The sequence below is a fragment of the Lactobacillus sp. B4005 genome, assembly GCF_026536045.1.
In the GTDB taxonomy this organism is placed as follows: Bacteria; Bacillota; Bacilli; order Lactobacillales; family Lactobacillaceae; genus Lactobacillus; species Lactobacillus panisapium.
This window is the reverse complement of sequence record NZ_JAFNOZ010000002.1, coordinates 92343-117180: the sequence shown is the minus strand read 5'-3', so window position 1 is coordinate 117180 and position 24838 is coordinate 92343. Positions and strand designations below refer to the sequence as shown.

Below are 24838 nucleotides of genomic sequence, written 5' to 3'. Positions count from 1 at the left end.
TAGAATATTATATAAAATATAATATCGGAGGAAATAAAAGTATGCAAATGCAAATTCAAACTCGTTTCCTTGATGGCGCAGTTTTAGCTCTGATTAGTCAAAATCACTTGTACGGTTATGCTCTGACCCAAGAAGTTAAACAGATTTTTGCTATTTCTGATTCAACTGTTTATCCCGTCTTGAAACGATTAAGAAAGGAAAACTTAGTTATTACTTATGATGAGCCCTTTCAGGGCCGTAATCGGCGGTATTATCAAATTACCGCATCTGGAAAAAAGGAATTAGAGACTATTGAACAGGAATGGTGGGCTTTTAGCACCAAATTAAACAATCTGATGGGGGAGAGAAAATGAGTAAAATAATTGAGAATTACATTAAGGAACTAAATCAAAAGCTAGAGGATCTTCCTGAATCTGACCGTCAAGATGTCATTGATTATTACCATGAATTTTTACTTGACGGTGATTTTCAAACTGAACAAGCAATTATAGAGGATTTAGGCACACCTAAAATGCTGGCACGCAAAGTATTAGCTGATTACTCTGCTTCGGCTGATTCACAGTCAACTAAGCAAAGTAGGAAATCTTCACATTCTAATTTGAAAACTATCTGGCTAATTCTATTGGGCGTTCTTGCAGCACCGATTGGCATCCCGTTAGCAATAGTTTTTGCTTTTGTTATGATTGCTGTTCTCGTAATCTTTTGTGCTGTTTTCATTGCTTTTGTTGCCTTTGTCCTGGCACTCATTACTGGTGGAATTTTTGTACTAGTCAAAACCTTTGGACTGTTGTGTAGTAGTAACTGGGCAACAGGAATGTTCTATGTTGGCCTCAGCCTAGCCCTAACAACTATTGGCATCATGCTGTTACCAATAATTGGCAAATTTGTTCAGTTTTTGCTTGCCAGGTGTGCCACTCTTTTTCGCTATCTGGGTGGAAAAATATTTAAAAGACATTACTTTAAAACGAGATCAACATCAGGAATCGAGGAATAAAAATGAAGAAGTTTTATCGAACTAGTTTGGTAGTTGTCATTATTGGTTTAATTACGGCAATTATTGGAGGAATCAATCATGGCGTGAAGCCAGTGATTGATAATGGCAAAACGTTTACCTACACGGCAATTAATGATCGTTTACAGACAACGACTCTGACTAATCGAACAGATTTTAATATTGTAGAAATAAATTTAGATCAAGCAAATGTGCAAATAACCCAAGGAAAGCAAAATAAAATTGTGTTTAAGTCAAATAACCCATACGCACTTAGGGCTCATGTCGCTGGCAGAAAGTTGATTGTTGGAGAACCACCATTAAAGGGGATTGTTTGGAAGAAAATTAATAACAATGTTCAAGTTATTATCCCTAAAAAGCTGAAATTACGCGCACTTGTCGTGGGAAGTGCGTCAGGCAATGCTGAGATCAATAATTATTCTGGTGACTTTGTCAGCATGATTACTGCTAATGGGCGATTGGTTGCTAACCAGCTGACTACTAATAGTGCGAATTTAGCCGCTACCCAAAGGGGTAAAATTGACATTGATCGTTCTAAAATAACTAATAGCGATATTGACATTAATTCTGGTAATCTTTCTATTGCTAATAGTATTATTAATACTAATGCTAGGACTGTTGGTGGTAATGCAACAATCACAAATTCCGAGTTACTTGGTAATAACTCCATTGAAATGAAAAAAGGTGGTGATATAATCATCAAGAATGCCTCTAAATTATCTTATAAACTAATTTCAAATTCGGAGGGAATTTATTATCATAACTTAAAGCCACGTAATCATTTTGCTAAAAGAGTAGCTGGTAAAAACTCGCTTTATGTTAAAAATCTTGATGGAACGATAGCGATTAAGTAACAAGAATTAAAAAAAGCATATTTTATATAGCTAGCCAATTTGAGTATTTTAATTAATCAAGCAAATCGAAATTTACTAGGATTTTTAACTCAATTAAATTGGACTATGATTTATTCGCTCAGCTATTAAAACGAGACCCTGAATTAGAAAAAACTAGATGCACGGTAATTCTTGTGGTTACCTTATTCAATAATTATTGTAGTTTAGTTCTATTGCTTATGCTTGGTCTGTTAGTTAACCAACAGGAGATACTAGATGTTAAAAAAACCGCACCGTCTAAACCAAGGAGACCAAATTGCTATTGTTAGCTTATCAATGGGAACGCTAGGAGAGGATTTTGCCGCACACCAACTTAAGCTGGGCAAGAGGCGAATTGAAGAACTCGGCTTAAAACCAGTTTTTATGCCACACGCTCTTAAGGGAATTGATTATGTAAGAAATCATCCGGAAAAAAGGGCAGCGGATCTGAAAGAGGCCTTTCTAACTCCTAACATTAAAGGCATTGTTGCTGCAATTGGGGGCGATGACACTTACCGAATTCTACCTTATTTGCTGGAAGACGAAGAATTTAAACAAGCGGTAGTAGATCATCCGAAGCTGTTTACCGGTTATTCGGACACTACTAATGATCATCTGCTGTTTTATCGGTTAGGGATGCAGAGCTTCTACGGCATTAGCTTTTTAAACGATTTTGCTGAACTAGATAATGACATGTTGCCGTATACTGCAAAAACGATTGCCCACTTTTTTACTAATCCGCCAATAACGGACATCCCCGCTAGCACAACTTGGTATGAAGAGCGAACGGATTTTTCTCCGACCCAATTGGGCCAAGCTCGCGTGAGTCATCCTGATACAGGCTACAAAATTTTACGCGGCAAAGGTAAGATTCAAGGCCAACTTTGGGGTGGCTGTCTTGACAGCCTAGCCGATGATTTAGGTGATGATCGCTATCCTGATGAACCTGAAGTTATTTCCCACTACCATCTATTGCTTTCGCCCGATGAAGCCAAGGGAAAGCTGTTGTTTATCGAAACATGCGAAGAACAGCCTGAGCCCGCTCTTTTCCGTGAAAAATTAGCTAAGCTTGATAAGGTGGGAATTTTACCCAGTGTCAGTGGTATTTTAGTCGGTAAGCCGCAGAATAAAAAATATTTTTCAGAATATCAGCAAGAATTACTGGCTGCAACCGCGGACTACCAAACACCGATTTTATATAACGTCAACTTTGGTCATGCCTATCCGCATACGGTCCTGCCATACGGTGCTACTGCCGAAATTGATTGCGAGCAAGCGGGCTTACGGATTCTAGAACCGTGGTTTGCTTAGTATAATTCCTTTTATGCTAGGTCATTAAATAAAGGTTCACATGTTTTAACCTTCATTTATATAAAAATCGTGCCACGGCTGCTGTAGAAAACCTGGTAACTCCACCAACATAAATTTTTTTCATCTGCGACTTCAAATCTTTGTGAAAGCGATCGCTTAATGCTAGGCTATTCATATAGATAGGAGGTAAAGTTGATGAAAATTGATAAATTTATGAATACGCTAGGATGGATTGCTTCGATTACGGCAATCATTATGTATGTTGCATATATACCGCAAATTTTTAACAATATAAGAGGAATTAAAGGTAGTCCAATACAACCTTTAGCAACGGCCATCAACACTTTTTTATGGGTAATCTATGCTCTTTTTAAAAAAGATCGTGACCTTCCTTTAGCTCTGTGCAATGCCGCTGGTGTAATTTTTGGTTTAATTGCATTTTTCACCGCTTTGTAAGTCACAAATCATTAAAATGAAAGGAAAGCTATGGTTAAAGTTAAAATTTTTAATCCTCAAAATGGCAGCAAAATTCCGCTACCTGTTAAATTTAAATTACCTGCTGAAATTAAGGGCGATTATTGGGTAACAAAAAATAGTAAGGGAGAAACAATAGTAGCGCAGCGGTTATATCATGATGAAAAAAATAATTTTGTAGCAGTAGTTACGTTTGCGGGCGCTCAAGAAGAATTAACCTTTGATCACGAAATAAGCGTGGATCAAGTCAAGGGAATCAAAGAAATAAAAACTGCTCAGGAAAAAGATGCGTATGTGCATCTGAATACGGGTAAATTTGACTTTGAGCTTTGCCGTGGAACCGCTATGGGAGAGGGCTCATCAAAATGGGGCTTGCGACATTTCATGGCAGTTGATGAAAAGAAAGATTTACTTCCTTCTGGTAACAATGCCATCGGTGGCTTTTATGGGCCCTTCTTTACGCCGGATAACGGCTTAATTAATCCTGCCGAGCATATCATAGTTGATATTGAGCCAATCGAAGATGGTCCGGTAATGAAGAAGTATCGTTTATCTGGACGCATACCGGATGGGCTAAAACCTGAACTTCATGGTAAGCGTTTTGCTTTGGACTGGTCTTTTTACTATAATGTTCCTTTCTTTTCGAGAACATATCAGGTTGATCATTTTCAGACCACTGTTAATAACCGGTCAATCGTTGATAAGATTACCGTTGGTGATGAATTTGAAAGTGGCATTGGTCAACTAGTTTTTGATCGGTTTGCCGCATATGACGGTGTTTGGTACCGTGAAGGTGATCCATATTCCGGCCAATTGGCGAAAAAAGTGCAAGAGTTAGTGCATGACAGTCAAAAAAGATCTACCAGGTTTGAAAATTTCCGTAAGCAACTGACTGATAACATGGAAAATGCTCATTGGGATTTATATTGGCGGTTGTTTTCTGTATGGGAAAACGCATTGACACCAGATGAAATTGAAACTAACCTGCAAGATGTGCGTCAAAAGGCCTTTGTGTTGGCGGAGCTAAATAATCGGCCCTGGTTGTATAGCTCTGATCCGGTTAACGTCAGTTCCGTTTCTGACCAAACGATTTTTGCTGGTCCGGCTACTAAGAGTGCCGAAATTAATACCAAAACTGGCCAAGCAATGATCTGGCAAACAGATCAGGCTGCAAGCGCATTTCAAATCGTTCAACGGCCGCAATCTGGTTGGCAAAATTGGGGCACAAATGCTGAAAATGAATGTCCTTCATTGCCAGTAGGCAGTTTAATTCATACAGCTTATGGTCCTTATCAAGATAATTGGCGTGAAATAGCTGATAGTTTGGCGGCAATCGTTAAGATTAAGACAGAAATACATGCATAATTTTTCTTGAAGAGTTTCAATTGAATAGAAAGTAAAAACTGGTTATTTAAGTTAATACACGATCCCGCTAAATGTATCGGAATCGTGTATTTTGTATATTTTTTCTCTTATTTGATTACAGATATATTGTTGCTGGATAAATCTAAAATTTGTTCAGTTTAACTTAAACTTTATAATATCAAAAAAGCAGCAAAACTATTCGTGTAATGTTATAATATCATTAATAGCTTTACTTATTCTTCATTTTTAATATTATTTATGTATCTAATGAGGCAATGGCTGTTATAATATAAACAACTTACAAAAATTGATTTATCGAATTAATTTTAAAGCGTAAGTAGCAATTAAAATCTAGTTAGATATTTCTAGCTGAATATCTAAGGAAGAATAATTTTAATTAGTTAATATTGATATTTTTAATAAAAAGTTAAGGTAATAGTTATGAGTAGTAAATTTAATTTGTCTTTTGTAAGAAATTTAACGCTTACTGAAAAAGCAGCATTAGTAACGGGCAAAAATTATTGGTATACTGCAGATAATAAAAAGCGTGAAATACCTTCAATAATGATGACTGACGGGCCATCAGGTTTAAGAAAACAGGCTGAAGGTGCGGATGCTTTAGGTTTAAATGGAAGTGTTGAAGCTGTATGCTTTCCCACAGCTGCTTTAACGGCTTGCTCGTTTGATAAGTCTATGTTATTTAAATTAGGACAAAACTTGGGTCAAGCGGCTAAAGCAGAAAATATTAGTATTTTATTGGGCCCTGGAGTTAATATTAAGCGTTCTCCTTTAGCTGGCAGAAATTTTGAATATTTTTCTGAGGATCCATATTTAGCTGGAGAATTAGGCAGTAGCTATGTTCAAGGAGTGCAAAGTCAAAAAGTAGGCGTTAGTGTTAAACACTTTGCTGCTAATAACCGTGAAAATCAACGATTTACAGCGTCTTCCAATATTGATGAGCGAACATTGCGTGAGATATATTTGAAAGCGTTTGAAAAAATTGTCAAAACAGCGCAGCCTGCAACTCTGATGTGTTCTTATAACGAACTTAATGGTGTTTTAAACTCTCAAAACCATCGTTTACTGACGCAAATTCTACGTAATGAATGGGGCTTCCAAGGTGCAGTGATGTCTGACTGGGGAGCGGTAGCCGATCATGTAGCTGCTCTTAATGCTGGCTTAGACTTAGAAATGCCCGGCAATGGAAAGGATTCTGTTCACCAAATTGTGACAGCAGTGCAAAATGGTCAATTAGAAGAATCAGTCTTAGATACAGCAGCTTTGCGTGTATTGCATCTAGTCGAAAAATATGTAAATTCACAAACCGTTCATTCAAGTTCCTATGATAAAGCAGAGCAGCACGATTTTGCGCGGCAGGCGGCTGAGGATAGTTTGGTTTTGTTGAAAAATGAGCATCAAATTTTGCCACTACAAAAAAATGATCATGTTGCACTAATTGGCGCTTTGGCAAAAACTCCACGGTATCAGGGTGGTGGTAGTTCGCACGTTAACTCTTATCGTGTTGTAGCCCCGTTAGATGCTGCACAACAAAGTGATTACGACTTTGATTATGCTCCAGGTTATAGTTTAAATACGAATAAACCCGATAAGGAATTAGTTAATGCCGCTATTAAGTTGGCTCAGGAAAATGATAAAGTAATTTTCTTTGCAGGAGTGCCTGAGCAAGATGAATCAGAAGGTTTCGATAAAGAAACACTTGATTTGCCCGATAATCAAGTTGCACTAATTGAGCAATTGGCGCAAGTTAATCCTAATTTGATTGTCGTTTTACAAAACGGTTCCGTCGTAACAATGCCTTGGCGAGATTCAGCACTTGCAATTTTGGAGACTTATTTAGCTGGAGAGGCTGTTGGTGAGGCAACCTGGAATATTTTGACAGGTGCCACTAATCCTTCTGGTAAATTAGCTGAGACTTTTCCAATTCGATTAGAAGATAATCCGACTTATGGCACTTTTAACGCTAGCAAAACCCAGGAAAATTATCATGAAGGTATTTTTGTCGGTTATCGTTATTATGATTTAAAGAAGAAAGCAGTTAATTATCCATTTGGCTATGGATTAAGCTACACAACCTTCACATATAGTAATTTGGTGATTCAAAATACTAGCGATCAAGTGAGTGTAGAATTTGACATTCAAAATACCGGTCAAGTTGCAGGTCAGGAAATTGCGCAATTATATGTGCGTAATTTAGTAAGTGCTGTCGAAATGCCTGTTCAAGAATTACAAGGCATTTCTAAAGTTTACTTGCAACCAGGTGAAAGTAAAACGGTTCAACTAAAGCTTACACGGCCTAATTTTGCTTGGTATAATAAACAAAACTCTGCTTGGCAGACAGACCAAGGAGAATATGAAATTCGAGTAGGAAAATCTTCTCGCCAAATTGAATTGCGTCAAAGAATCCAATTAGAGATTGGGACTAAACCTTCAAAAACGATAAATTTAAATACCTATTTGAAGGATATAATTTACCGTTCTGATTTAAAAAACGCTTTGGCAAAAGCCGGTTTGCAGAGCAGTATTGATCAAATTTTACAGTCAGATAGTAATGCTGAATTGTTAGAAAACATGCCACTACGAGCTTTGGTAATGCTTGGAGCCAGTATGCAGCAGATTGAAACATTTTTAAAACTGGTTCAAAACAAAAATAGTTAGTACATAATTTATTCATCTAAAAAACACATCCTGAGATCTTATCAGAATGTGTTTTTTTAGTATATGTCGAAATTTTATTTTGGAAGGCAGTCCATATGATGCCCGAGTATGATAAATTAGCCAAATATTACTTATTTACTTTACCGCGATGGACTGACCCAGGTGCCAGACCCGTGACCCATAATCGTTTTAACCGCGGGGATGAAGGTGGTAATAATCGTTATGGTGTTGATAACCCATAGACATAATAAATAGATTGGTGCAAATAGCAGGTACTCAATCTTATTTCCGCGTTTATCAATTACCAATGCCGTTACTAATTGCATAATTCCGGCAAGCATTTCAAAGCTAATTAGGATCAAGGCCGAGAAACATAAATAAGCTAAAGAGGACCAATTTTGCGTAAGTAAAGCGCTAGTTGCTAAAACTGCAAAGATGGCGGTAGAAATCCAGAAGAAGAATGCCCAGCAAATGCTCAGGGTTTGGTCAAAAAGCATTAGCACTTCACCTAAATTTTTAAGTGGGTGGCGCAAAACTCGTAAGAGATTGGTCAACCAAACTTCAGTCCCACCTTTGGCCCAGCGCTTACGCTGATGGTATAAATCACGCAAATTTTCTGGCACTAAGGTGTAGGAGATTATATCAGGTGCAAAAACTGCGAGCCAGTTGTTGAGCTGATGATCCCACGCAATGCTAATGTCTTCGGTTGCCCGATCTTGCCGAAAAAGCCCGACATCCATCAAAGCACTCTTTCGGTACATCGTGTTAGCACCACTATAAGCAAAGATACTGCCAAACACGCCCATTTCCGCGCGTTTAATGATACCGACGATACTGGAAAATTCAACCGTGATTGACTTGGTAATCAGCTTGGTCCGATTGCGCACCTCTACGTTAGAAGTTACTGCGGCAATATTTTGCCCCTCGGGACTATTAAAATAATTGACATAACGTTTCAGCGCATCTGGTTCAGGAATCGTATCTGCATCGTTACTGAGAACCAAATCTCCTCGAGCAAATGCTAATCCAACGTTAAATGCATGAGCCTTACCATGATTTTGTTCTAGCCGAATGACGCGCAGCTTAGCGTATTGCTTTTGCAATTTGGCGAGAATGGTCGGCGTCTGGTCAGTTGAGCCGTCATCAATCACCAATAATTCGTAGTTGGTGTAGTTAAGCTGGGTTAGGAGGTAATGAATGGTTTCTGCCAGCGAAACTTCTTCGTTATGGGCGGGAATCATGATTGTAATCATCGGTTCTTTTTCCGGTGGAATCATGGCAAATTTCTTTCTTTTATTTTGAAAAACATATTTATAGCATAAACCACCGATAAACCAGGCTAGGCCCCCTAAAATTGGGTAGGAAACTAAAATCAAAAACAAAAATTGCGGAACAATTTTGAAATTAAGCCATGTTAAGTACACTGATGATCGTCTCCTTTGACAAATAATAGCTGGGCAAAGTAAGGCTCAAGATTCTGTTGCTTTTTTACGGTATAAAAACTGTCTTGCTGCCGTTTTTGTAAATTACCAAATTTATCTGTCCAGGCATTTTCAATTAACTCTTTTCGAACATCACATCTGTGAGTATTAATCGCGACTCGGCGGGTCCAAGTTGACGAAAACCGGTAATTGTTCCACTCAGTCAGACTAAAATATAAAAGAGCAATAAAAACAAAATAACCATTAAAAAAGCGCGCGAGAAATTTTAGTGGAATGATAATCTGATGATAATAGTTAAATGGCAGTGCATGTCTTGCCTGCGGGAGCCATAAGGGCAACATCAAAAAGAAAAATGGCAAAATAACGCCAAGCCAACCAACTAACGCAATAGCAGTTTGCTTTGCTTTAAGCTGCCAATTAGTTGAATTAAAATAGTCATCTTCGACCAATTCGATTTTGTTTTTGTGATTCAATGCTTTCTCCTCCGTCGAAACAATTATTAGGCCTGAAAAGCGCGTTTTCTACTTTATTAGCTTGCCCAAAATAATTCAAATTAGGAACCTTAGCTTAAGATATTCTCAATAAAGGTTGTTATTTGGTAAAGGACTTTAGTTTACCTTAATCATCTGAGTAGCCAAATGTCCTTTATGGCAAAAAGCAAGCCAAACTTCTTTTTAGCATTAATTGATTTTGCCCCTGTGCTTTTAAACAGGGGCTTTTTGGTATGTCTAAAAGCCAATAATTGTTTAACAAGTAAGAATCAGCTGATATATATGCTGGTTTTTTAAGCGTTCAACTATCAAAAATAATTCGGGCTAAAAGCCGCACTAGCAAGCATTTTGCGACTTAAAGGCATTATGGTAAATATTATTTTTCCATTTTAAATGGAAATAAGCAGTAATTACAAAGTAAGCGTTTCAGTTTAGTATTAATCATTGTAAAGGGTTACAAAGAATGGAAGTGAAAAATAGTAATGAAATTTACCGCCAATGACGTGTTTTTGGATGTCGATGAACAAAGCGTTGCTTCTTTTTTAGAGTTTGCCGCCAAAGCAGCTAAAGATGCTGGCTTTACTGCTGATGTCAGTGAATTAAAACGCAGTTTTTTAGAACGGGAAAAGGAATTCTCAACGGGATTAGAAGACGGCTTTGCCATTCCACATGCCAAAACAGCTGCTGTGTTAAAACCTGGGTTCTTATATTTTAGGTTGACGCAGCCAATTGACTGGCAGACCTATGATGATCAACCAGTCAGCGATATTTTTACCTTAATGGTCCCACCTGAAAATGCGGGTGATGAGCATTTAAAGATGTTGGCCAACCTGTCGACAGCATTGCTTGAAGATGACTTTAAGGTCAAATTACGGGAGTTAACTTCCAGGAAAGCAATAGCAGATTTTATTAACCAAAAGATTGGAGAATAGCAAGATGAATGTAGTAGGAGTTTCTGCTTGTCCTGCAGGACTAGCACATACACCAATGGCTGCTAAGGCATTGGAAAAAGCCGGTACTGAACTCGGCTGGAATGTCAGAATTGAACAACAAGGAATGATGGGCCCAGTTAACCCAATCACGCAAGATGAGGCTAATGCAGCAGACTTTGTCTTAATTGCTTCTGATCAAAAGATTACTAGCATGGAGCGTTTTGAGGGGAAGCCAGTTATTCGAGTTGACATTAATACTTGTATTAAAGCGCCAAAGGCCGTTTTGAAAAAGTGTGCGGCTGCAGTTCAAAAGGAGAACTAAAATGAAACGGATTTTGAAGGAATGGGAAGGAGCCATCATGAGTGGGATCTCCTACATGATCCCTACGGTCATTGGTGGTGCTCTCGTTGTTGGTGTCCCGCAGTTAATTGGGATGTGTTTTGGCTATGGTGACTTATCGAAGTTTGCGAAAACACAAGGCTTTTTCCATTTTTTGTATCAAATCAACCAAGTGGGTTGGATTGGAATTGGCTTAGTTAACCTGGTTATCGGAGGTTATATTGCCTATGCCTTAGGTGATAAGCCTGCCCTAGGTGCGGGTTTTATCGGCGGACAGCTTGCAACCAATAACCAATTAGGTTTTATTGGTGCGATTGCAGCCGGCTTAATTGCAGGTTATGTAGCACGTTGGTGCCGCAAGATTAAGGTCCCTGACAAATGGAATTCAGCAATCGAATTGATTGTAATGCCGCTTTTAACAGTGGGGTCGGTCGCGCTCTTTGTCGGCGTGGTCTTAACGCCGCCACTAGCGTGGATTAATAACGGACTGACCTCATGGGTTAAGTTTATGGTAGAGCAAAAGACTAATGCCATTTTGTTAGCTGCTATTATGGGCGGCATGATTGGCGTCGACCTTGGTGGCCCAGTTAACAAGGCTGCTTGGGGCGTGGGTAATTTCTTCTTCATTGAGGGAATTTACCAACCTTGTCTTTACACTAATATTGCAATTTGTGCGATTCCAATGGGTTACGCAATCATGAGTTTTATTTGGCCAAAGAAGCGTTTTTCACCAGAATTACTTGAAATGGGCCACAACAACCTCATTATGGGAACATTCGGCATTACCGAAGGAGCGATTCCTTTCATGATGAAGGCACCACAATTGATTATTGTTAATGTTATTGGGGGCGCACTTGGCTCTGCTACCGGTGCATTTTTAGGAGTAAAATCACATATTCCTCCTCTAGGCGGTTTGCCAGGCATTTTAACAGCTGATAACATTATTGCCTACTTAGCCGGAATTTTGGTTTGTGCATTGTTTATCGCAATTGTTGCACCATTAATTGCTGACTTTACCGATCAAGACTCAACTGGTGAGGAATCAATGAGTGATGACGATATTGAATTAAATATCCAATAATATGAAACCAAAAACTATAGTTTGGAACGAATTAAGCAATTTCTAGCTATAGTTTTTTCTTTAGGAGAGAAAATGACTAAAAAAGTTTACGTAGTCCCGCATACCCACTGGGATCGGGAGTGGTTTTTTACCGCGTCTAAAGCAAAAGTCTACCTATTAAAAGACGTAAAGGATGTCCTAGATTATTTAGAACAAGGTGGGGTGTTTAAGTTCTTTTTGCTAGACGGGCAATCGTCACTAATTACTGATTACCTTAAATGGCGCCCGCAAGATACCGAACGCGTTAAGCGCTTAGTGCAAGAAGGAAAATTAGCGTTAGGTCCGTGGTATACGCAAACCGACCAGTTTTTACCTTCGGGTGAAAGTATTATTAATAACTTACGCATTGGGATTAAGCAAAGTGATCGTCTCGGCGGTCATATGCCGGTTGCTTATGTACCCGATTCTTTCGGGCAGGAATCCAGTATGCCGCAAATCTATCGCGGCTTTGGCATCAAGGATGCGGTTTTGTACCGTGGCTTTTGCCGGGACACTGCTGCTAAATCTGAATTTATCTGGCGCGGTGAAGATGGCACGGAAGTTACTGTTTTTCGGATGGCCTGTGGCTACTTTGTCGGTGGCGTGATTGATGAAACAAAACTAGCGCAATTAATGACGGAAGAACCATTTAAAACGATCGTTGATGAGGCAACAACAGCCAATATTTTATTCCCGAATGGTTCAGATATGGCGCCAATACGCTTTGATCTGCCCGTGTTACTCGAAAAGTTAACTGCGGCGAATCAAGGCAAATATACCTTCGAAGTTGCTTCTTTAACCGATTATGTTAACGCAGTCAAAAAGGAGCAGCCGCACTTTTTGCGTCTAACGGGTGAGCAGGACAGCGGAAAAGATATGCGGGTGCATAAGTCGATTTCCTCTTCTCGGGCAGACTTGAAGAAGTTAAATACGGAATTGCAAAATTACTTGAGTAATGTGATGGAGCCGGTTCTAGCTTTAGGAGATTATTACGGTTTGCCATATCCATCCGAAGCAGTCGATGATATCTGGGAAAAGATGTGTCAAAATGCGGCACATGATTCAATGGGCAACTGCGTTTCTGACCGGGTTAATGAGGATATTAAAGCCCGCTATCTAACCGTGCAAGAGATTGCCACTAGCCTAGTCGATGTTACTTTGCGTCAACTGGCTACCCGCATAAAAAAGCAGGAGCAGCCGATAACCCTAACTGTTTTTAATTTGCTGCCACATCCGCGTAAGGGCATAGTTAGTCAAACAATTTATTCGCCTAGCCGTAATTTCGTACTTCAAGACGAAACGGGTAAAAAGGTCCCTTATGAGATTACAGCAGTTACGGAGGTAACGGAATTAATTAAGGGAGCAACAATTCAGCTTGATCCTGGCAAGAAGATTTACCAACCGGATAAGGTTTACCGCTTAGAAGTTAACTTAGAGTTTGAGCAAATTCCGGCCATGGGCTACCAGCAATTTTACATTATTCCGCTAGCTGATAAGGAAATCGAATTGGCTAACCGGCAGCAAGATTCGACAATTGAGAACGAATTTTACCGAATTACGGTAAACGATGACGGCAGTTTAGCGATTTTGGATAAGCGCAACCAGCACTTATACCAGCACCAGGCCGTGATTGAGGAAAATGGGGACGACGGTGATTCCTATAATTATTCTCCTGCTAAAAAGGATTTGGTGATTTATTCCACCAGTCAGCCGCACCATGCACAGGTTATCCACGGGCAATTAGTTAGTAAATTAATACTTGATTTTGACTTCATGGTACCTGGTGATTTGACTAAGCGGGCTCAAGGAATTACGGATACACCAATGCCGGTTCAGCTGGAAATTACGTTGAAGAAAAACGAGTCGGCAATTAATTGCGTACTCAACATTGATAACACCAAGCCTAAGAGCCACCGAGTATGCATTGATTTTGCCGGTGATATTGCCGCCAAGACCAGCATTGCAGATATCCAGTTTGGCGCAATTAAACGCCCATTTGTTAAAGAAAAAGAACTGCAAGATTGGGAGCAAAATCAGGCTAATTGGGAAGAAAAACCAATTGCAATTAACACGATGCAGAGCTTTGTTGCCTTATCAGATGAGCAGCGTTTGCTAGCCTTGGCACCGCAAGGGGTACGGGAATATGAATGTTGCGGAAAAAAGCATAATACAATCAGGTTAACAATTTTTCGTACCTACGGGATGCTGGGCAAGCGCGATTTATTGTACCGTCCTGGACGTGCCTCAGGAGACGAGACTGTTCCAACACCGCAGGCTCAGCTTAACCAGCAACTCAGTTTTGCCTTTAGTTTAATTACGGGGCAAACCAGTTACGAAAACAGTAATTTAGCAAATAAGGTAAAAGAACTCGAAACGCCACTACAAGTGTACGAATATGCCGAGTTCTTGAACGGCCGGCTGACATTTCCGTTTAATCCTGCAACCAGAGTCTATGAACCAGCTTTTAGTTGGCTGACAACAACTAATCAGTTGAGCATCAGTACAATTCAAAAAGATCATGAGCGTCCGGGATACATCATCAGGATGTATAACCCCAAGGAGCACCCCATCCAGGAGCGCATCACTTTTACTAAATTGCCGCAAAAAATCGAAATCGTAGATTTACGTGGTAAAAAAGTCAGGTCATTGACGCCGGTTAAAAAGCAGGTCGTTTTACCTGAATTGACGCATGCTAAGTTAATAACAGTTTATTTTGAATATTAGGAGAAATTATGGTTAAAGCATATTTTGTAAATCACACTCATTGGGACAGAGAATGGTATTTCACAACGCAGGATGCCCAAGTACTGAGTGATCAGCTCTTTACCGAGGTTCTTGATGAACTCGAGCAGCATCCAGAAGCCAATTTCACGCTCGATGGCCAAATGTCAATTGTAGATGAATATGTAGAAATTCACCCTGAAGCCAAGAGCCGGATTCATGACCTAGTTGAGCGTAAGCAGTTGTTCATTGGCCCCTGGTACACACAGACAGATGCGCTGGTGCCTAATGCCGAATCACTCTTACGCAACTTGATTATCGGCATCTTGGATGCCTGCAAAAATTACGGTGAACCAATGATGCTGGGATATTTACCCGATACGTTTGGTTTTAATGCTAATTTGCCAATGATTTTGCGCCAAGTTGGAATTCATGATTTTTTATCGTGGCGCGGGACTAACTTTAAGCGCCAGACTAATTCTGTTTACTTTAAGTGGAAAGCTCTTGGCGGTAAGGCCGTCTTTGCGGCCAACTTCCCTTTGGGCTATTACACTGGTCAAATTGATTTAGAATCAAAACAAAATTTAGCGGACTTTGTCAAAAACAGGCTGGATCAGGGGATTGAATTTGAAGCGTTAAAAGGCAATAACCAAGAGGTTCTGATCCCCTCGGGCATTGACCAGATGAATATTATTCATGACCTCGCGCACACACTCAAGCAGGTGAATAAATATTCTAAGCATGACGTAGTTATTGGGACTTATCCAGAATTTATGGCCAAATTACGTGGACAAAAATTACCAGAATATCAGGGTGAATTACGCTACCCAACTTATTCACGCGTTCACCGCACAATTGGCTCTGTTCGTTCACGCAATAAGCGGAGCAACTTTAAGCTTGAACAGCTTATTACCAAGAGGGTTGAACCATTAATGTTAATTGCTAAGTATGCTGGTATCCCTATTTCAAACGGCATTGTGATCAAATTGTGGAAACTGCTGTTTGAATTACAGCCGCATGATACATTGGGTGGCAGCGTGACCGACAATGTTGCGCTTGATATCAATCAACGCATTAAGCAGGCAACTGAAATTGCGGAAGGAGTGGAAAATTACGTTAAAAAGCGCTTGGCTCAGCGACTAAAATTAAATGACCATGATGTTCTTATTTTTAACCTGGACCCAACTGAATTTGATGGCCGTAAGACCGTGACCATCATTAGCCCAACTTCCCAGATTGAATTTCCAGCAGAAAATGAAGCGGTGATTGTTGCTAAAGAAGAAATTAAAGCGCGGCCACATATTATGCAGTTAACACCCAACGGTTATGAATTTAAGGATGAACCAGGTTACTTTAAACTTAAAGTTAGCCTGCACGTTAAGATGGCTGGTTTGGGCTATCAGGTGCTGCATTTTAATGACAGCAAGCATGCTGCTCCGGAGCTGCAAGAAGAAAGTGGCAGCTCAATTGGCAATAAACACGTTGAATTAGTCTTTGAAGAAGGCAAGTTCTATTTGATTACCAAGAATAAAACCTTCAGTGATATCATCAGCATTTATGACCAGGCCAATGATGGCGATACCTACGATTTTTCACCATTAAGGGGTGATAGCGAGGTGCGCTTACCGTGGAATGGCATTATCCATAAACAGGCGGCACCAGGAATCGAAAGCTTGACTTTGAAGGGTAAGTGGCAATTACCGTACGACCTGGCAGATCGGGTGTCCACCGCCGAGAGTAGATTAAAGGATGTCAATTACCAGTTGGTGCTGTCAATCACCGACGAGGCAAAGGTGATTACGGCTAAACTAATTATCGATAACCAAGTACTGGCACATCGCTTACGGTTGCGGCTGAAGACTGATATTGAAACTGACTATGCGCACGCACAAATTCAGGGCGGTTTTCGCGAAACTAAAAATGAACCAATTGCAGCCAACTGGAATGATGAGTTTGTCGAAAAGCCCGTTAATATTTACTTGTTTGACCGCATGGTTGGTCTAAGAAATCAAAATCAAGGGTTGTATTTCCTAGGGACAGGGCAAAAGGAATACGAAAAAGTAGGGGATGCACTCTACATTACGTTAATGGCAACAACTGGCCAGTTGGGTAAACCCGACTTATTGTGGCGCCCTGGACGTGCTTCGGGTGATACCACTTCGGTAGGCCACATTATGATGCCAACGCCAATGGCACAAGAACAGGGCCTTAACGAATTTACTTTTGGACTATATGCCACTAGTTCCCAGCTGGTGACTGAAGAAAGTTTATCAAAGCAATTAACTAAGTGGTATTCACCGTCTGTTAGTTACCAGTTGCAAAAATACAATTTATTCGTCAATCGCCTGGATAACAAACTGTGGGATATTGAGTTTGCACCAGATTTGCCAAAACTTGCACGCACGCAATCCTGGCTTAACCTTAAGCCCGATCTGGAAGTGGCTGCTTTGTACCCAGCTTACACCGTTAAAGATAACCTGGTTTTACGCTTATCAAATCTTACCGGTGAAACACAGGATGTCTCTTACCTAAAAGATGAAGGTTTCATTGTGGTTAATGGCTTGGAAGAAACAATCGCGCAAGACTACCAAGTTGCGCCATACGACCTGATTACCTTAATTAAGCCAATCTAGCAAGAATCACCTGCAGGTAACCAATTTTACAAAATCAAAATGAGAAGAAGTGAAAGTATGAAACTATCTTATAAACGATTGGGAACAATCCTTGAATTCTTATTAAACAATTCAGCCAACCGCTACGTTTCTGCCTCCTTTTTAGCTCAAAAATGCAACGTTAGTACTAGAACAATCAGATCCGATATTAAGGAATTAAATAAGGAACTTTCTAGTGACCACGTTAAAATCCAAAATAAACGAGGTGAGGGCTTTTATCTTAATGAGATCAGTGATGCAACAAGGCAAAAGCTGAGTGAGATTGCTAAAAGCGATTTGCCAGCTTCGAGTTCTGGCGAGCGCATCATCGAGGTTGAACAGTATTTACTGGTTAATGACCGAGTTTGCCTTAGTCAATTGACAGATAAGCTATTTATCAGTGACAATACCTTTTTTACTTATCTGGTGACCATTAAGAAAGAATTTAGCCAATTCAATTTACGGGTTGTTAAGAAAGGCGACTATTATTTGGTGGCTGGTACTGAGTCAGCCAAGCGCAAATTCATTATTGCTAAGTTAATTAATAAGAAGTCCAACAGCTACATCGTTGACTTCACCGAGCAGGAAAAAATCATCTTTGCCAATATTGACTTAGACAAGCTCAAGCAGCTAATTCACGGCTTTTTACGCCATTATAGTTATCATATTTCAGATATTAATACGAAAAATATTATCTTACATGCGGCTTTAACTATATCCCGAATCAAACTGGGTTTTCACTTGGAGAATAGTAATACGGTCAAGATTAAGCCTGAAGTGCTAGCAACTTTAAGAAAATTGTGCCAGAAGCTGGAAAAGGTATTTAACGTTAAGTTTAATTGCCATGAGGTTAATGATTTAGTGTATCATTTTGCCTTGAATTATCCGGAATGTGTTCGTAGCAGCAATAAGATTAATACTAAGGAAAAAATTACTAGGGCCGTGACGATTTTTTTGCAAAATATCAAGAAAGAATTTGCGATTGATCTTCTGGATGATAATGAGTTGCGGATTAACTTAGTCCAGCATCTGGAAAACTTGGTGAAGATTAAGACAGTTAACGGCAACCGGAAGAACCCACTGTTAAATGTTATTCTGTCGACTTTTCCCTATGCCTATGAGATTACGGCCTATTCTGCTCCGATTTTGGAACACATGCTTGACTTGAAGCTCAATGATGATGAACTGTCATTTATTACGCTGCATGTGGGTGCGTCAATCGAGCGGCAGGGCAATCGTTCTTACCAAAAGAATGCGGCCTTAATTTGCGGGACAGGGATGTCGACGGCTTCGCTAGTGCGGGCCAAGCTAGAGACGCAGTTTGCTTCATTTTTAAATATCACGGGGACTTATACTTATGATGAATATCTTGAAGGCAAGGCAGCGGGCAACGACTTTCTAATTTCCATGGTGCCACTAAATGATGCCGCGATTCCAGTAATTCAGATTGACTTAGCTAACTTCCATAATGATATTTTGCAATTGTCTGAGTATCTAAAGTCGCTTAATAATCCTTACCGAGCAATTAATAAATTATTTGATGAGGAAAATATCTACCTGATAAAAGACAAGATGTCTAAAACGCAGTTGTTAAATATGCTAATCCATAATCTGGAACAGAAAAAAATTGTCAGTAAGGACTTTATGCCGAAGGTCTACGAACGAGAGCAAATGTATTCAACTGCAATCGGTGGCAAAATTGCGATACCGCACTCGTTGGGTTATGCAACTAAGAAGTCGAAGGTTTCCTTTGCTAGACTTGATCAGCCTATTAAATGGGATCAAAAAAACGAGGTAAAGTATGTCTTTCTGCTGGCAATTGCTCGACCGGATTACCTCAGTGTGCAAAAGTTGTTCGATTTTATTGTTGATTTGCAAACCAATTCTACTTTTAGAAAAATTATCGATAAAAGCTCTAAACCAGCTGAAATAAAGAATGCAATCAGCTCGTTAATTAAAAGCAGTTATTAAAGAAAGGGCAAAAATGTTATTTGGATCAATTGAGGCAGGGGGAACCAAGTTTGTCTGTGCCGTTGGTAATGAGGACTACCAAGTTAAAGAGCGGTGCGTAATTCCCACTACGAATCCGCAAGAAACTATTCCAAGGGTCATTAATTATTTAAAGCAATTCGATGTGGCGGCAATTAGTGTCGCATCATTTGGCCCAATTGAAATTAAAAAGACGGCACCTAATTATGGGTATATTACAACAACACCCAAGAAGGGCTGGGCTAATACGGATATTGTTGGCATGATTAAAGCAGCAATTAAGGTGCCAATCTTTTTTACCACCGATGTCAATGGCTCAGCATATGGAGAATACATGATGTCACGCTTATCTAACGAGGATATCAGTTCACTCGTATATTACACAATTGGTACCGGCGTTGGCGGTGGTGCGATTATTGATGGCAAGGTGTTAGGCGGAATCGGTCATCCAGAAATGGGGCACGTCTTGGTCAAGCGTCATCCTGCAGATAGCAATTTTTCAGGTATTTGCCCGTACCACGGAGATTGTTTGGAAGGGTTAGTCTCAGGGCCAACTTTTGCAAAACGGCTAGGTAAGAAAGGGGAGGATGTGCCGTTAACCGATCCAGTTTGGGCAATTTTAAGTTATTATGTTGCTCAGGCTGCCGTACAGGCCACGCTCATCCTGCGGCCTGATAAAATTGTGTTTGGCGGCGGCGTTGTTAGTGAATTGTTTTTGAAAAAGGTGCGGCAAGAATTCGCTCAGCTTTTAAATGACTATGTTCAAGTTCCAGATTTGACTCAGTATATTACGATGCCAGCAATTGCGGAAAATGGTTCGGCTACTGTCGGAAACTTTGCTCTTGCCAAGAGGCTGCTTCGGTCATTTGATTAAGTTACTGAATAAAAAGATATGTAAGTAATCAAACCAAGGTGCAAAATAAGCTCCTTGGTTTTTGTGTTTATTTAAAAAATTACTTAAACTCAAGAATTAACTTTTTTGGTAATTTAGCAGCCGTAGCATAGACACGAGTAAGGTAGTTATTATTCTTTTGGTAGTATCAATGACTTGTTTATGGTAATCAATAATTTATATTTTCACTATATACGTCTAGGATACTTAAATACAATAATATTTTATATATTATTGTATTTAAGCACTTATAATATAAAAAGCAATTGCGTGCTACATTATTAAAGCACATTGTTCCTTTCAGTTTCTCAAGATTACTATATAAATTTTAAAAAAATTGCAATAAGTTAAATATTTATCTTTAATTCATTATGACCAATCTACTGTTTTCTCAAGTATAAAATTGTCTCCTTGAATTGACCAGTGTAATTATAAGAAAAATGATGTCTAATTAAGCTTTCTTGTTGAAAGTGCTTGTGAAATTAGACATTCAGAATAATTTTTGGCTAAGAATTTTAGATGTTTCAACTGAGAAACAAAATTTTAAAATATTATAGCTATCTAATATTTCTTTGCTAATTGTATATTTGACTACAAAAAAAGTTTAAATTTAGTTTTAGTGGAGTTTGAATAGTCAACTTGAAATTTTTTCTTGCCAGAAAATTTAAATAACATAAGTCGTTAAATAGATTAATAATACACATATTGGATCTTAAAAAATATTTTGCATATATAATTTAAGAATACGAAATAATCTGATAAATAAAGATTTAATGTTTGTAAAATGTAATTTAATTTCTTTTTTCTTTAAAAGACACAGCCTAAAAATTTCTTTTATTTAGTTTGAAAAACCCTTTTAAAGTAGCTAAACTAAAGCATTTTATTAATAAAATAATCAAAAAAGCCTTTATACAATTTTGAGATTATGCTAGACTAAGTTTGTTATATATTAATGATTTATATTATTGGAAGAATGGTGAGTATAATTTGAAAAGTAAATCAAACTTAATTGGCGAGACCAAAAATACAAATTATAAAATGCATAAAAGTAAAAAGGGATGGCTAGTTAGCTATTCTTTATTAACATTTATGCTTGGTGGGATATATCTAGGAAGTAGTAACTCAACCTTTCAGGTAAATGCTGCTTCAGATACTGATAAGCAAGAAGAACAGGGAAAGAAGGGTGAAAGTGAAGATTTACAAAAAACTGTAGAATCAAAATCGTTAGAGGACGCAAAACAAAATGCTTTAACCAACATTGATGCTGAAGCTACTATAATTAAGGAAAAAATTAACTCAGATTTAAACTTGACTAGTACCGAAAAAGCGCAGCAAGTTTCTAATGTTGATGCCTTAGTTACAGCTGCAAAAACCAAGTTAAATGAGGCTGCTGACCTAGCAGGTGTAAAGGCTATCATTGAAGACACCGTGTCCAATATTGATAATACTTATCATCCTGGTTCAGTTATTTCTAAGGCTAAGTCTACCGTTAAGAAAGATACTAAAAAAGCCCCTGTAGTCAATAAGAAGTTACAACCTGCTAATAATGGAAAAAGCATTGATAATTATAAAGGCTTGAGCGTATTCTTCAGATCTAAGGCAAGTTCTAACAACGCCATTGCTACAAATGATAATTCGGTTGCAGTTACGGAAAGCAAGTCTGGAAATACTGAAAGCACTAGTTCGCTAGTGGCTAAGTCAAGTGAAAATTCAGCGACAGATTCTGCTAAGATTGTAACGGAAAATCCTGCTTCTGAGAAAGTAGAAAACTCTTCTGATAATGCAGCAATTGATAAGAAAAGTATCAATGATGTTACTACTCAAGACAATGATGATTTAATTGCGGGAAAAGCAGCTGATACGGATTTAGGAAAGAGCGTAACTGTTGCAAATGATCCTGATAATGGACGTCAGGATTTTAACAATTCGGTTGGTGTAGCTAAAGAAACGCAAACTTCTGTAAATATTCCAGTTCCTGATCAAGTAACTAATCCTACTAAATATATGCAAAATGCTGTTAATGTTTCAACATTTACCGAATTAGCAAATGCTTGGGTATCATCCAGTGTCACTTATATTAACATTACAAGTGACTTGGCTAATACTGATAGGACTAATATTGGAAATCGTCCACGTGGTTCTGCAAACGTTATAATTAATGGTAATGGTCATACGATTGATTTAACTGATCAGGTTTTCAGATTGCAAAATGTTACAAGCTCAAATCCAATGACGGTTACCATTACTAATGCAAACTTTAAGCAAGGATTTGCTGTCAACGATTGGGATTACGATGCTTTAGTAGTTGTTGGAGCCGGTGCTTGGGATGCTGGCGGGCTAACCGTTAATATTGATAATGTTAATTTGTCACCATCTGGTAATAGAAATCCTATTCACGTTGTTGTTGCTGGCGGAGCCAAGCTTACTTTTTCTGGGAAAAATGTATTTAATATTTCCAATGAAGTTACGCGTAATGTTGGCACTATTATTTTCGCAAATAATAGTAGTATTGAGATGTACAGAACCTCCAACGATATACATTTCTCCGAATTTTATTTTAAAGACAGAATAGATAAAAACTCTGTTGGCTATGGTAATAAAATTATTATGGGAAATGGCTCTACTAATATTGCTAAAACCTATAATAATAATTCCGCGGGCTATCCTGCTATGTTTCTATTTATCGATGAATTTACGGCTGGAGATAACGTTACTTGGGAGCAATCAGGATTTCAGTTCTTTTTAAATGGTGCCCAATTAGCTAAAGACGATGCTAAGTATACTTTTGGACAAGGCTTTACGTTAAAGTCACCAGTTACTACTTCTTCTGGTGCTATTAAGCTCCGGGCTAGGCAAACAGCCACTTTTGCTGCTGGTGCAAGTTTAGATATTAGTCAAACTGATAATAGTGCTGTAATTCAGGCTAATGATTCATCAAATATTGTATTTACTTCACCAAGGCAACTTCATTTGGCCATTATAAATAGGGATGGAACAGCGGTAAATAGAACTTCTTCAGGGGTTATATCTGGATCAGGAACTGTTACTTTGAACAATTCCAAGATTAGTACTTGGTTAGGTGGAAAGTCACAAGGGGGTAAAGACCCTGCAAATAATACAGCTCAATTTGCACAAATGTATGTTAAAGGTGGCAAAGCTTATTTAACGCCTTTAGGTGGTGATCCATCAAAAGATGCTCAATTTTCTGATATTACTACTTCTAATACTCGTGAATTACAAACGATTGCTCTTCCGGTTGGAAAGATGGCTGTCCAGTTTATCGATCAATTTGGAAATCCAGTTAAAGTAGGGAATAATGCCAATGGCTTGCTAAATATACCTCTTTTGGATAAGGGTGAAAATGTAGATAATTATAACTATATTGGTCAATATATACCATTAAACAGTAAATACGTTATTCAAAATATCCCTAAAAACTATATGTGGGCATTAGATAACCAAGTATTTACTGGAGCCAAATCTGATAAGCAAAGTGGTGGTAATACGGCTACTACTGCAGATGATGGCGATCCAATTACTGGGCAAGCAAACGTTGGTATTGTCCCTATGCGTACAGCTGCTGATGATGACCCTAATCACTATGACTACATTTACAAGGTTTATGTATATGGCACGCCACAAAAAGTTACTTACCAATATGTTGATAAAGATCACCCTGATCGAATCTTAACATCTCCACTATCTGGTAAAACAGGTACTGAAGCTGAGAAGGGATTAGTAACAGCTAATTATGGTAACACTATTGATTGGGATAATAATTCTTACTATACTACAGATAATGTTCCAGTCGGTTATCATTATGCCAAGGGATATGGTTTACAACCTAAGCCAACCGTGGTTTCAGATAATAATCCTGTAGTTACATTATATGTAGAAGGCAATGATCAAAGCATAACTCCTGAATATCAAGAAGTAGACGAAAAAGGTAATAAAACGGGCACATATCTTGTTCCTAATATTGGTTCTGCTTCTAATATAACTGGGAGAACTGGTTCTTTAGTAGTAGTCCCTGATGCTCCTGATGTAAATAATTATGCTTTAGATCATGTTGAAATTGATGGCAAACAGATTTCAGTAGGTGCTACTTTTGAAATGTCATCAGGTGGAACAGAAAAAGTAATATACTATTATCACTCCTTAGACAAGGAAAAAAATGCAGCATTGACGGATATTAATCAAAAAGCTGAAAATAAGAAAAAAGAAATTCAAAATGATTCGACTTTGACTCAATCTCAAAAGGATGCTCAAGTTCAAGTGGTTGAAGATGCAGTTGCAAACGCTAAAAAAGAAATTGGTGATGCGAAACTTCCTAAAGAGGTAGATACTGCACATACAAATGCCATAGAAAAGATTGATGCTGCACACCAACCAGGTGATACTGTAGATAAGCAAAAAGCTGATGCGATAGATTATTTAAAACAAAAAGCAGCAGAAGCAAACAGCAGAATCGATGAAAGTAAAGTCTTGACTATTGATGAAAAGAATAGTCAACAGACTGAGGTTGGAAATAAATTAACTGAAGCAACTAATGCTATTAATTCTGCCGAAGT

Annotated in this window: 17 protein-coding genes; 15 read left to right on the top strand and 2 right to left on the bottom strand. The window is 38.6% G+C overall.

The annotated features are described in order from the left end of the window. Positions 1-41: 41 nt before the first annotated feature. The 7 genes from J3U73_RS04925 to J3U73_RS04895 all read left to right on the top strand — a co-directional run bounded on the left by J3U73_RS04925 (position 42) and on the right by J3U73_RS04895 (position 7710). Positions 42-353, top strand: coding sequence for a PadR family transcriptional regulator (locus J3U73_RS04925; RefSeq protein WP_220268363.1), 312 nt, complete (start codon positions 42-44; stop codon positions 351-353). Then, positions 350-994 (top strand): DUF1700 domain-containing protein, encoded by a 645-nt coding sequence (locus J3U73_RS04920; RefSeq protein ID WP_220268362.1) that lies wholly within the window; start codon positions 350-352, stop codon positions 992-994. The genes J3U73_RS04925 and J3U73_RS04920 overlap by 4 nt, the downstream gene beginning before the upstream one ends. A gap of 2 nt (positions 995-996) precedes the next feature. After that, positions 997-1866: a DUF4097 family beta strand repeat-containing protein gene (locus J3U73_RS04915; RefSeq protein ID WP_267409767.1), complete on the top strand. Its 870-nt coding sequence runs from the start codon at positions 997-999 to the stop codon at positions 1864-1866. Between the two features lie 255 nt (positions 1867-2121). Then, positions 2122-3195, top strand: coding sequence for a S66 family peptidase (locus J3U73_RS04910; protein WP_220268360.1), 1074 nt, complete (start codon positions 2122-2124; stop codon positions 3193-3195). 195 nt (positions 3196-3390) lie between these two features. Next, the gene (locus J3U73_RS04905; RefSeq protein ID WP_220268359.1) at positions 3391-3651 is read left to right on the top strand and encodes a SemiSWEET family transporter; all 261 of its coding nucleotides are present in this window, start codon (positions 3391-3393) and stop codon (positions 3649-3651) included. A gap of 30 nt (positions 3652-3681) precedes the next feature. After that, positions 3682-5034: a hypothetical protein gene (locus J3U73_RS04900; protein ID WP_267409766.1), complete on the top strand. Its 1353-nt coding sequence runs from the start codon at positions 3682-3684 to the stop codon at positions 5032-5034. Between the two features lie 441 nt (positions 5035-5475). Further along, complete coding sequence (locus J3U73_RS04895) at positions 5476-7710, top strand: glycoside hydrolase family 3 C-terminal domain-containing protein (RefSeq protein WP_267409765.1); 2235 nt, start codon at positions 5476-5478, stop codon at positions 7708-7710. 140 nt (positions 7711-7850) lie between these two features. Here the strand turns inward: J3U73_RS04895 and J3U73_RS04890 are convergent, their stop codons facing one another. After that, positions 7851-9134 (bottom strand): glycosyltransferase family 2 protein, encoded by a 1284-nt coding sequence (locus J3U73_RS04890; RefSeq protein ID WP_267392317.1) that lies wholly within the window; start codon positions 9132-9134, stop codon positions 7851-7853. Continuing rightward, on the bottom strand, positions 9125-9625 hold the full coding sequence (locus J3U73_RS04885) for a hypothetical protein (protein WP_267409764.1): 501 nt from the start codon (positions 9623-9625) through the stop codon (positions 9125-9127). Before J3U73_RS04885 ends, J3U73_RS04890 begins: the two co-directional genes overlap by 10 nt. A 500-nt stretch (positions 9626-10125) precedes the next feature. On the opposite strand from J3U73_RS04885, the gene J3U73_RS04880 reads away from it, so the two are divergent. The 8 genes from J3U73_RS04880 to J3U73_RS04845 all read left to right on the top strand — a co-directional run. Beyond that, entirely contained in the window at positions 10126-10575 is a 450-nt protein-coding gene (locus J3U73_RS04880; RefSeq protein ID WP_267409763.1) for a PTS sugar transporter subunit IIA, read from the top strand. Positions 10576-10579: 4 nt separating this feature from the next. Continuing rightward, complete coding sequence (locus J3U73_RS04875; RefSeq protein WP_220220043.1) at positions 10580-10897, top strand: PTS fructose transporter subunit IIB; 318 nt, start codon at positions 10580-10582, stop codon at positions 10895-10897. Between the two features lies 1 nt (position 10898). Continuing rightward, positions 10899-11996 carry a PTS fructose transporter subunit IIC gene (locus J3U73_RS04870; protein ID WP_220220042.1) on the top strand — a complete coding sequence of 366 codons (1098 nt, stop codon included), beginning with the start codon at positions 10899-10901 and terminating at the stop codon, positions 11994-11996. Between the two features lie 72 nt (positions 11997-12068). Continuing rightward, positions 12069-14738, top strand: coding sequence for a glycoside hydrolase family 38 C-terminal domain-containing protein (locus tag J3U73_RS04865; protein ID WP_267409762.1), 2670 nt, complete (start codon positions 12069-12071; stop codon positions 14736-14738). A gap of 8 nt (positions 14739-14746) precedes the next feature. Next, positions 14747-17368, top strand: a complete 2622-nt coding sequence (locus tag J3U73_RS04860; protein WP_267409761.1) for a glycoside hydrolase family 38 C-terminal domain-containing protein — start codon at positions 14747-14749, stop codon at positions 17366-17368. Positions 17369-17425: 57 nt separating this feature from the next. Next, a complete protein-coding gene (locus J3U73_RS04855; RefSeq protein WP_267409760.1) occupies positions 17426-19357 on the top strand; it encodes a BglG family transcription antiterminator in 1932 nt (643 codons plus the stop codon). A gap of 13 nt (positions 19358-19370) precedes the next feature. Continuing rightward, the gene (scrK, locus tag J3U73_RS04850) at positions 19371-20249 is read left to right on the top strand and encodes a fructokinase ScrK (RefSeq protein ID WP_267409759.1); all 879 of its coding nucleotides are present in this window, start codon (positions 19371-19373) and stop codon (positions 20247-20249) included. A gap of 1005 nt (positions 20250-21254) precedes the next feature. Further along, the coding region (locus J3U73_RS04845; protein ID WP_267409758.1) for a DUF1542 domain-containing protein at positions 21255-24838 on the top strand (3584 nt) is incomplete at its 3' end.

Excerpts from the sequence above, each read along its gene's own strand:
- J3U73_RS04925 (WP_220268363.1), top strand. The coding sequence starts at position 42 with ATGCAAATGCAAATTCAAACTCGTTTCCTTGATGGCGCAGTTTTAGCT.
- J3U73_RS04920 (WP_220268362.1), top strand. The coding sequence starts at position 350 with ATGAGTAAAATAATTGAGAATTACATTAAGGAACTAAATCAAAAGCTA.
- J3U73_RS04915 (WP_267409767.1), top strand. The coding sequence starts at position 997 with ATGAAGAAGTTTTATCGAACTAGTTTGGTAGTTGTCATTATTGGTTTA.
- J3U73_RS04910 (WP_220268360.1), top strand. The coding sequence starts at position 2,122 with ATGTTAAAAAAACCGCACCGTCTAAACCAAGGAGACCAAATTGCTATT.
- J3U73_RS04905 (WP_220268359.1), top strand. The coding sequence starts at position 3,391 with ATGAAAATTGATAAATTTATGAATACGCTAGGATGGATTGCTTCGATT.
- J3U73_RS04900 (WP_267409766.1), top strand. The coding sequence starts at position 3,682 with ATGGTTAAAGTTAAAATTTTTAATCCTCAAAATGGCAGCAAAATTCCG.
- J3U73_RS04895 (WP_267409765.1), top strand. The coding sequence starts at position 5,476 with ATGAGTAGTAAATTTAATTTGTCTTTTGTAAGAAATTTAACGCTTACT.
- J3U73_RS04880 (WP_267409763.1), top strand. The coding sequence starts at position 10,126 with ATGAAATTTACCGCCAATGACGTGTTTTTGGATGTCGATGAACAAAGC.
- J3U73_RS04875 (WP_220220043.1), top strand. The coding sequence starts at position 10,580 with ATGAATGTAGTAGGAGTTTCTGCTTGTCCTGCAGGACTAGCACATACA.
- J3U73_RS04870 (WP_220220042.1), top strand. The coding sequence starts at position 10,899 with ATGAAACGGATTTTGAAGGAATGGGAAGGAGCCATCATGAGTGGGATC.
- J3U73_RS04865 (WP_267409762.1), top strand. The coding sequence starts at position 12,069 with ATGACTAAAAAAGTTTACGTAGTCCCGCATACCCACTGGGATCGGGAG.
- J3U73_RS04860 (WP_267409761.1), top strand. The coding sequence starts at position 14,747 with ATGGTTAAAGCATATTTTGTAAATCACACTCATTGGGACAGAGAATGG.
- J3U73_RS04855 (WP_267409760.1), top strand. The coding sequence starts at position 17,426 with ATGAAACTATCTTATAAACGATTGGGAACAATCCTTGAATTCTTATTA.
- scrK (WP_267409759.1), top strand. The coding sequence starts at position 19,371 with ATGTTATTTGGATCAATTGAGGCAGGGGGAACCAAGTTTGTCTGTGCC.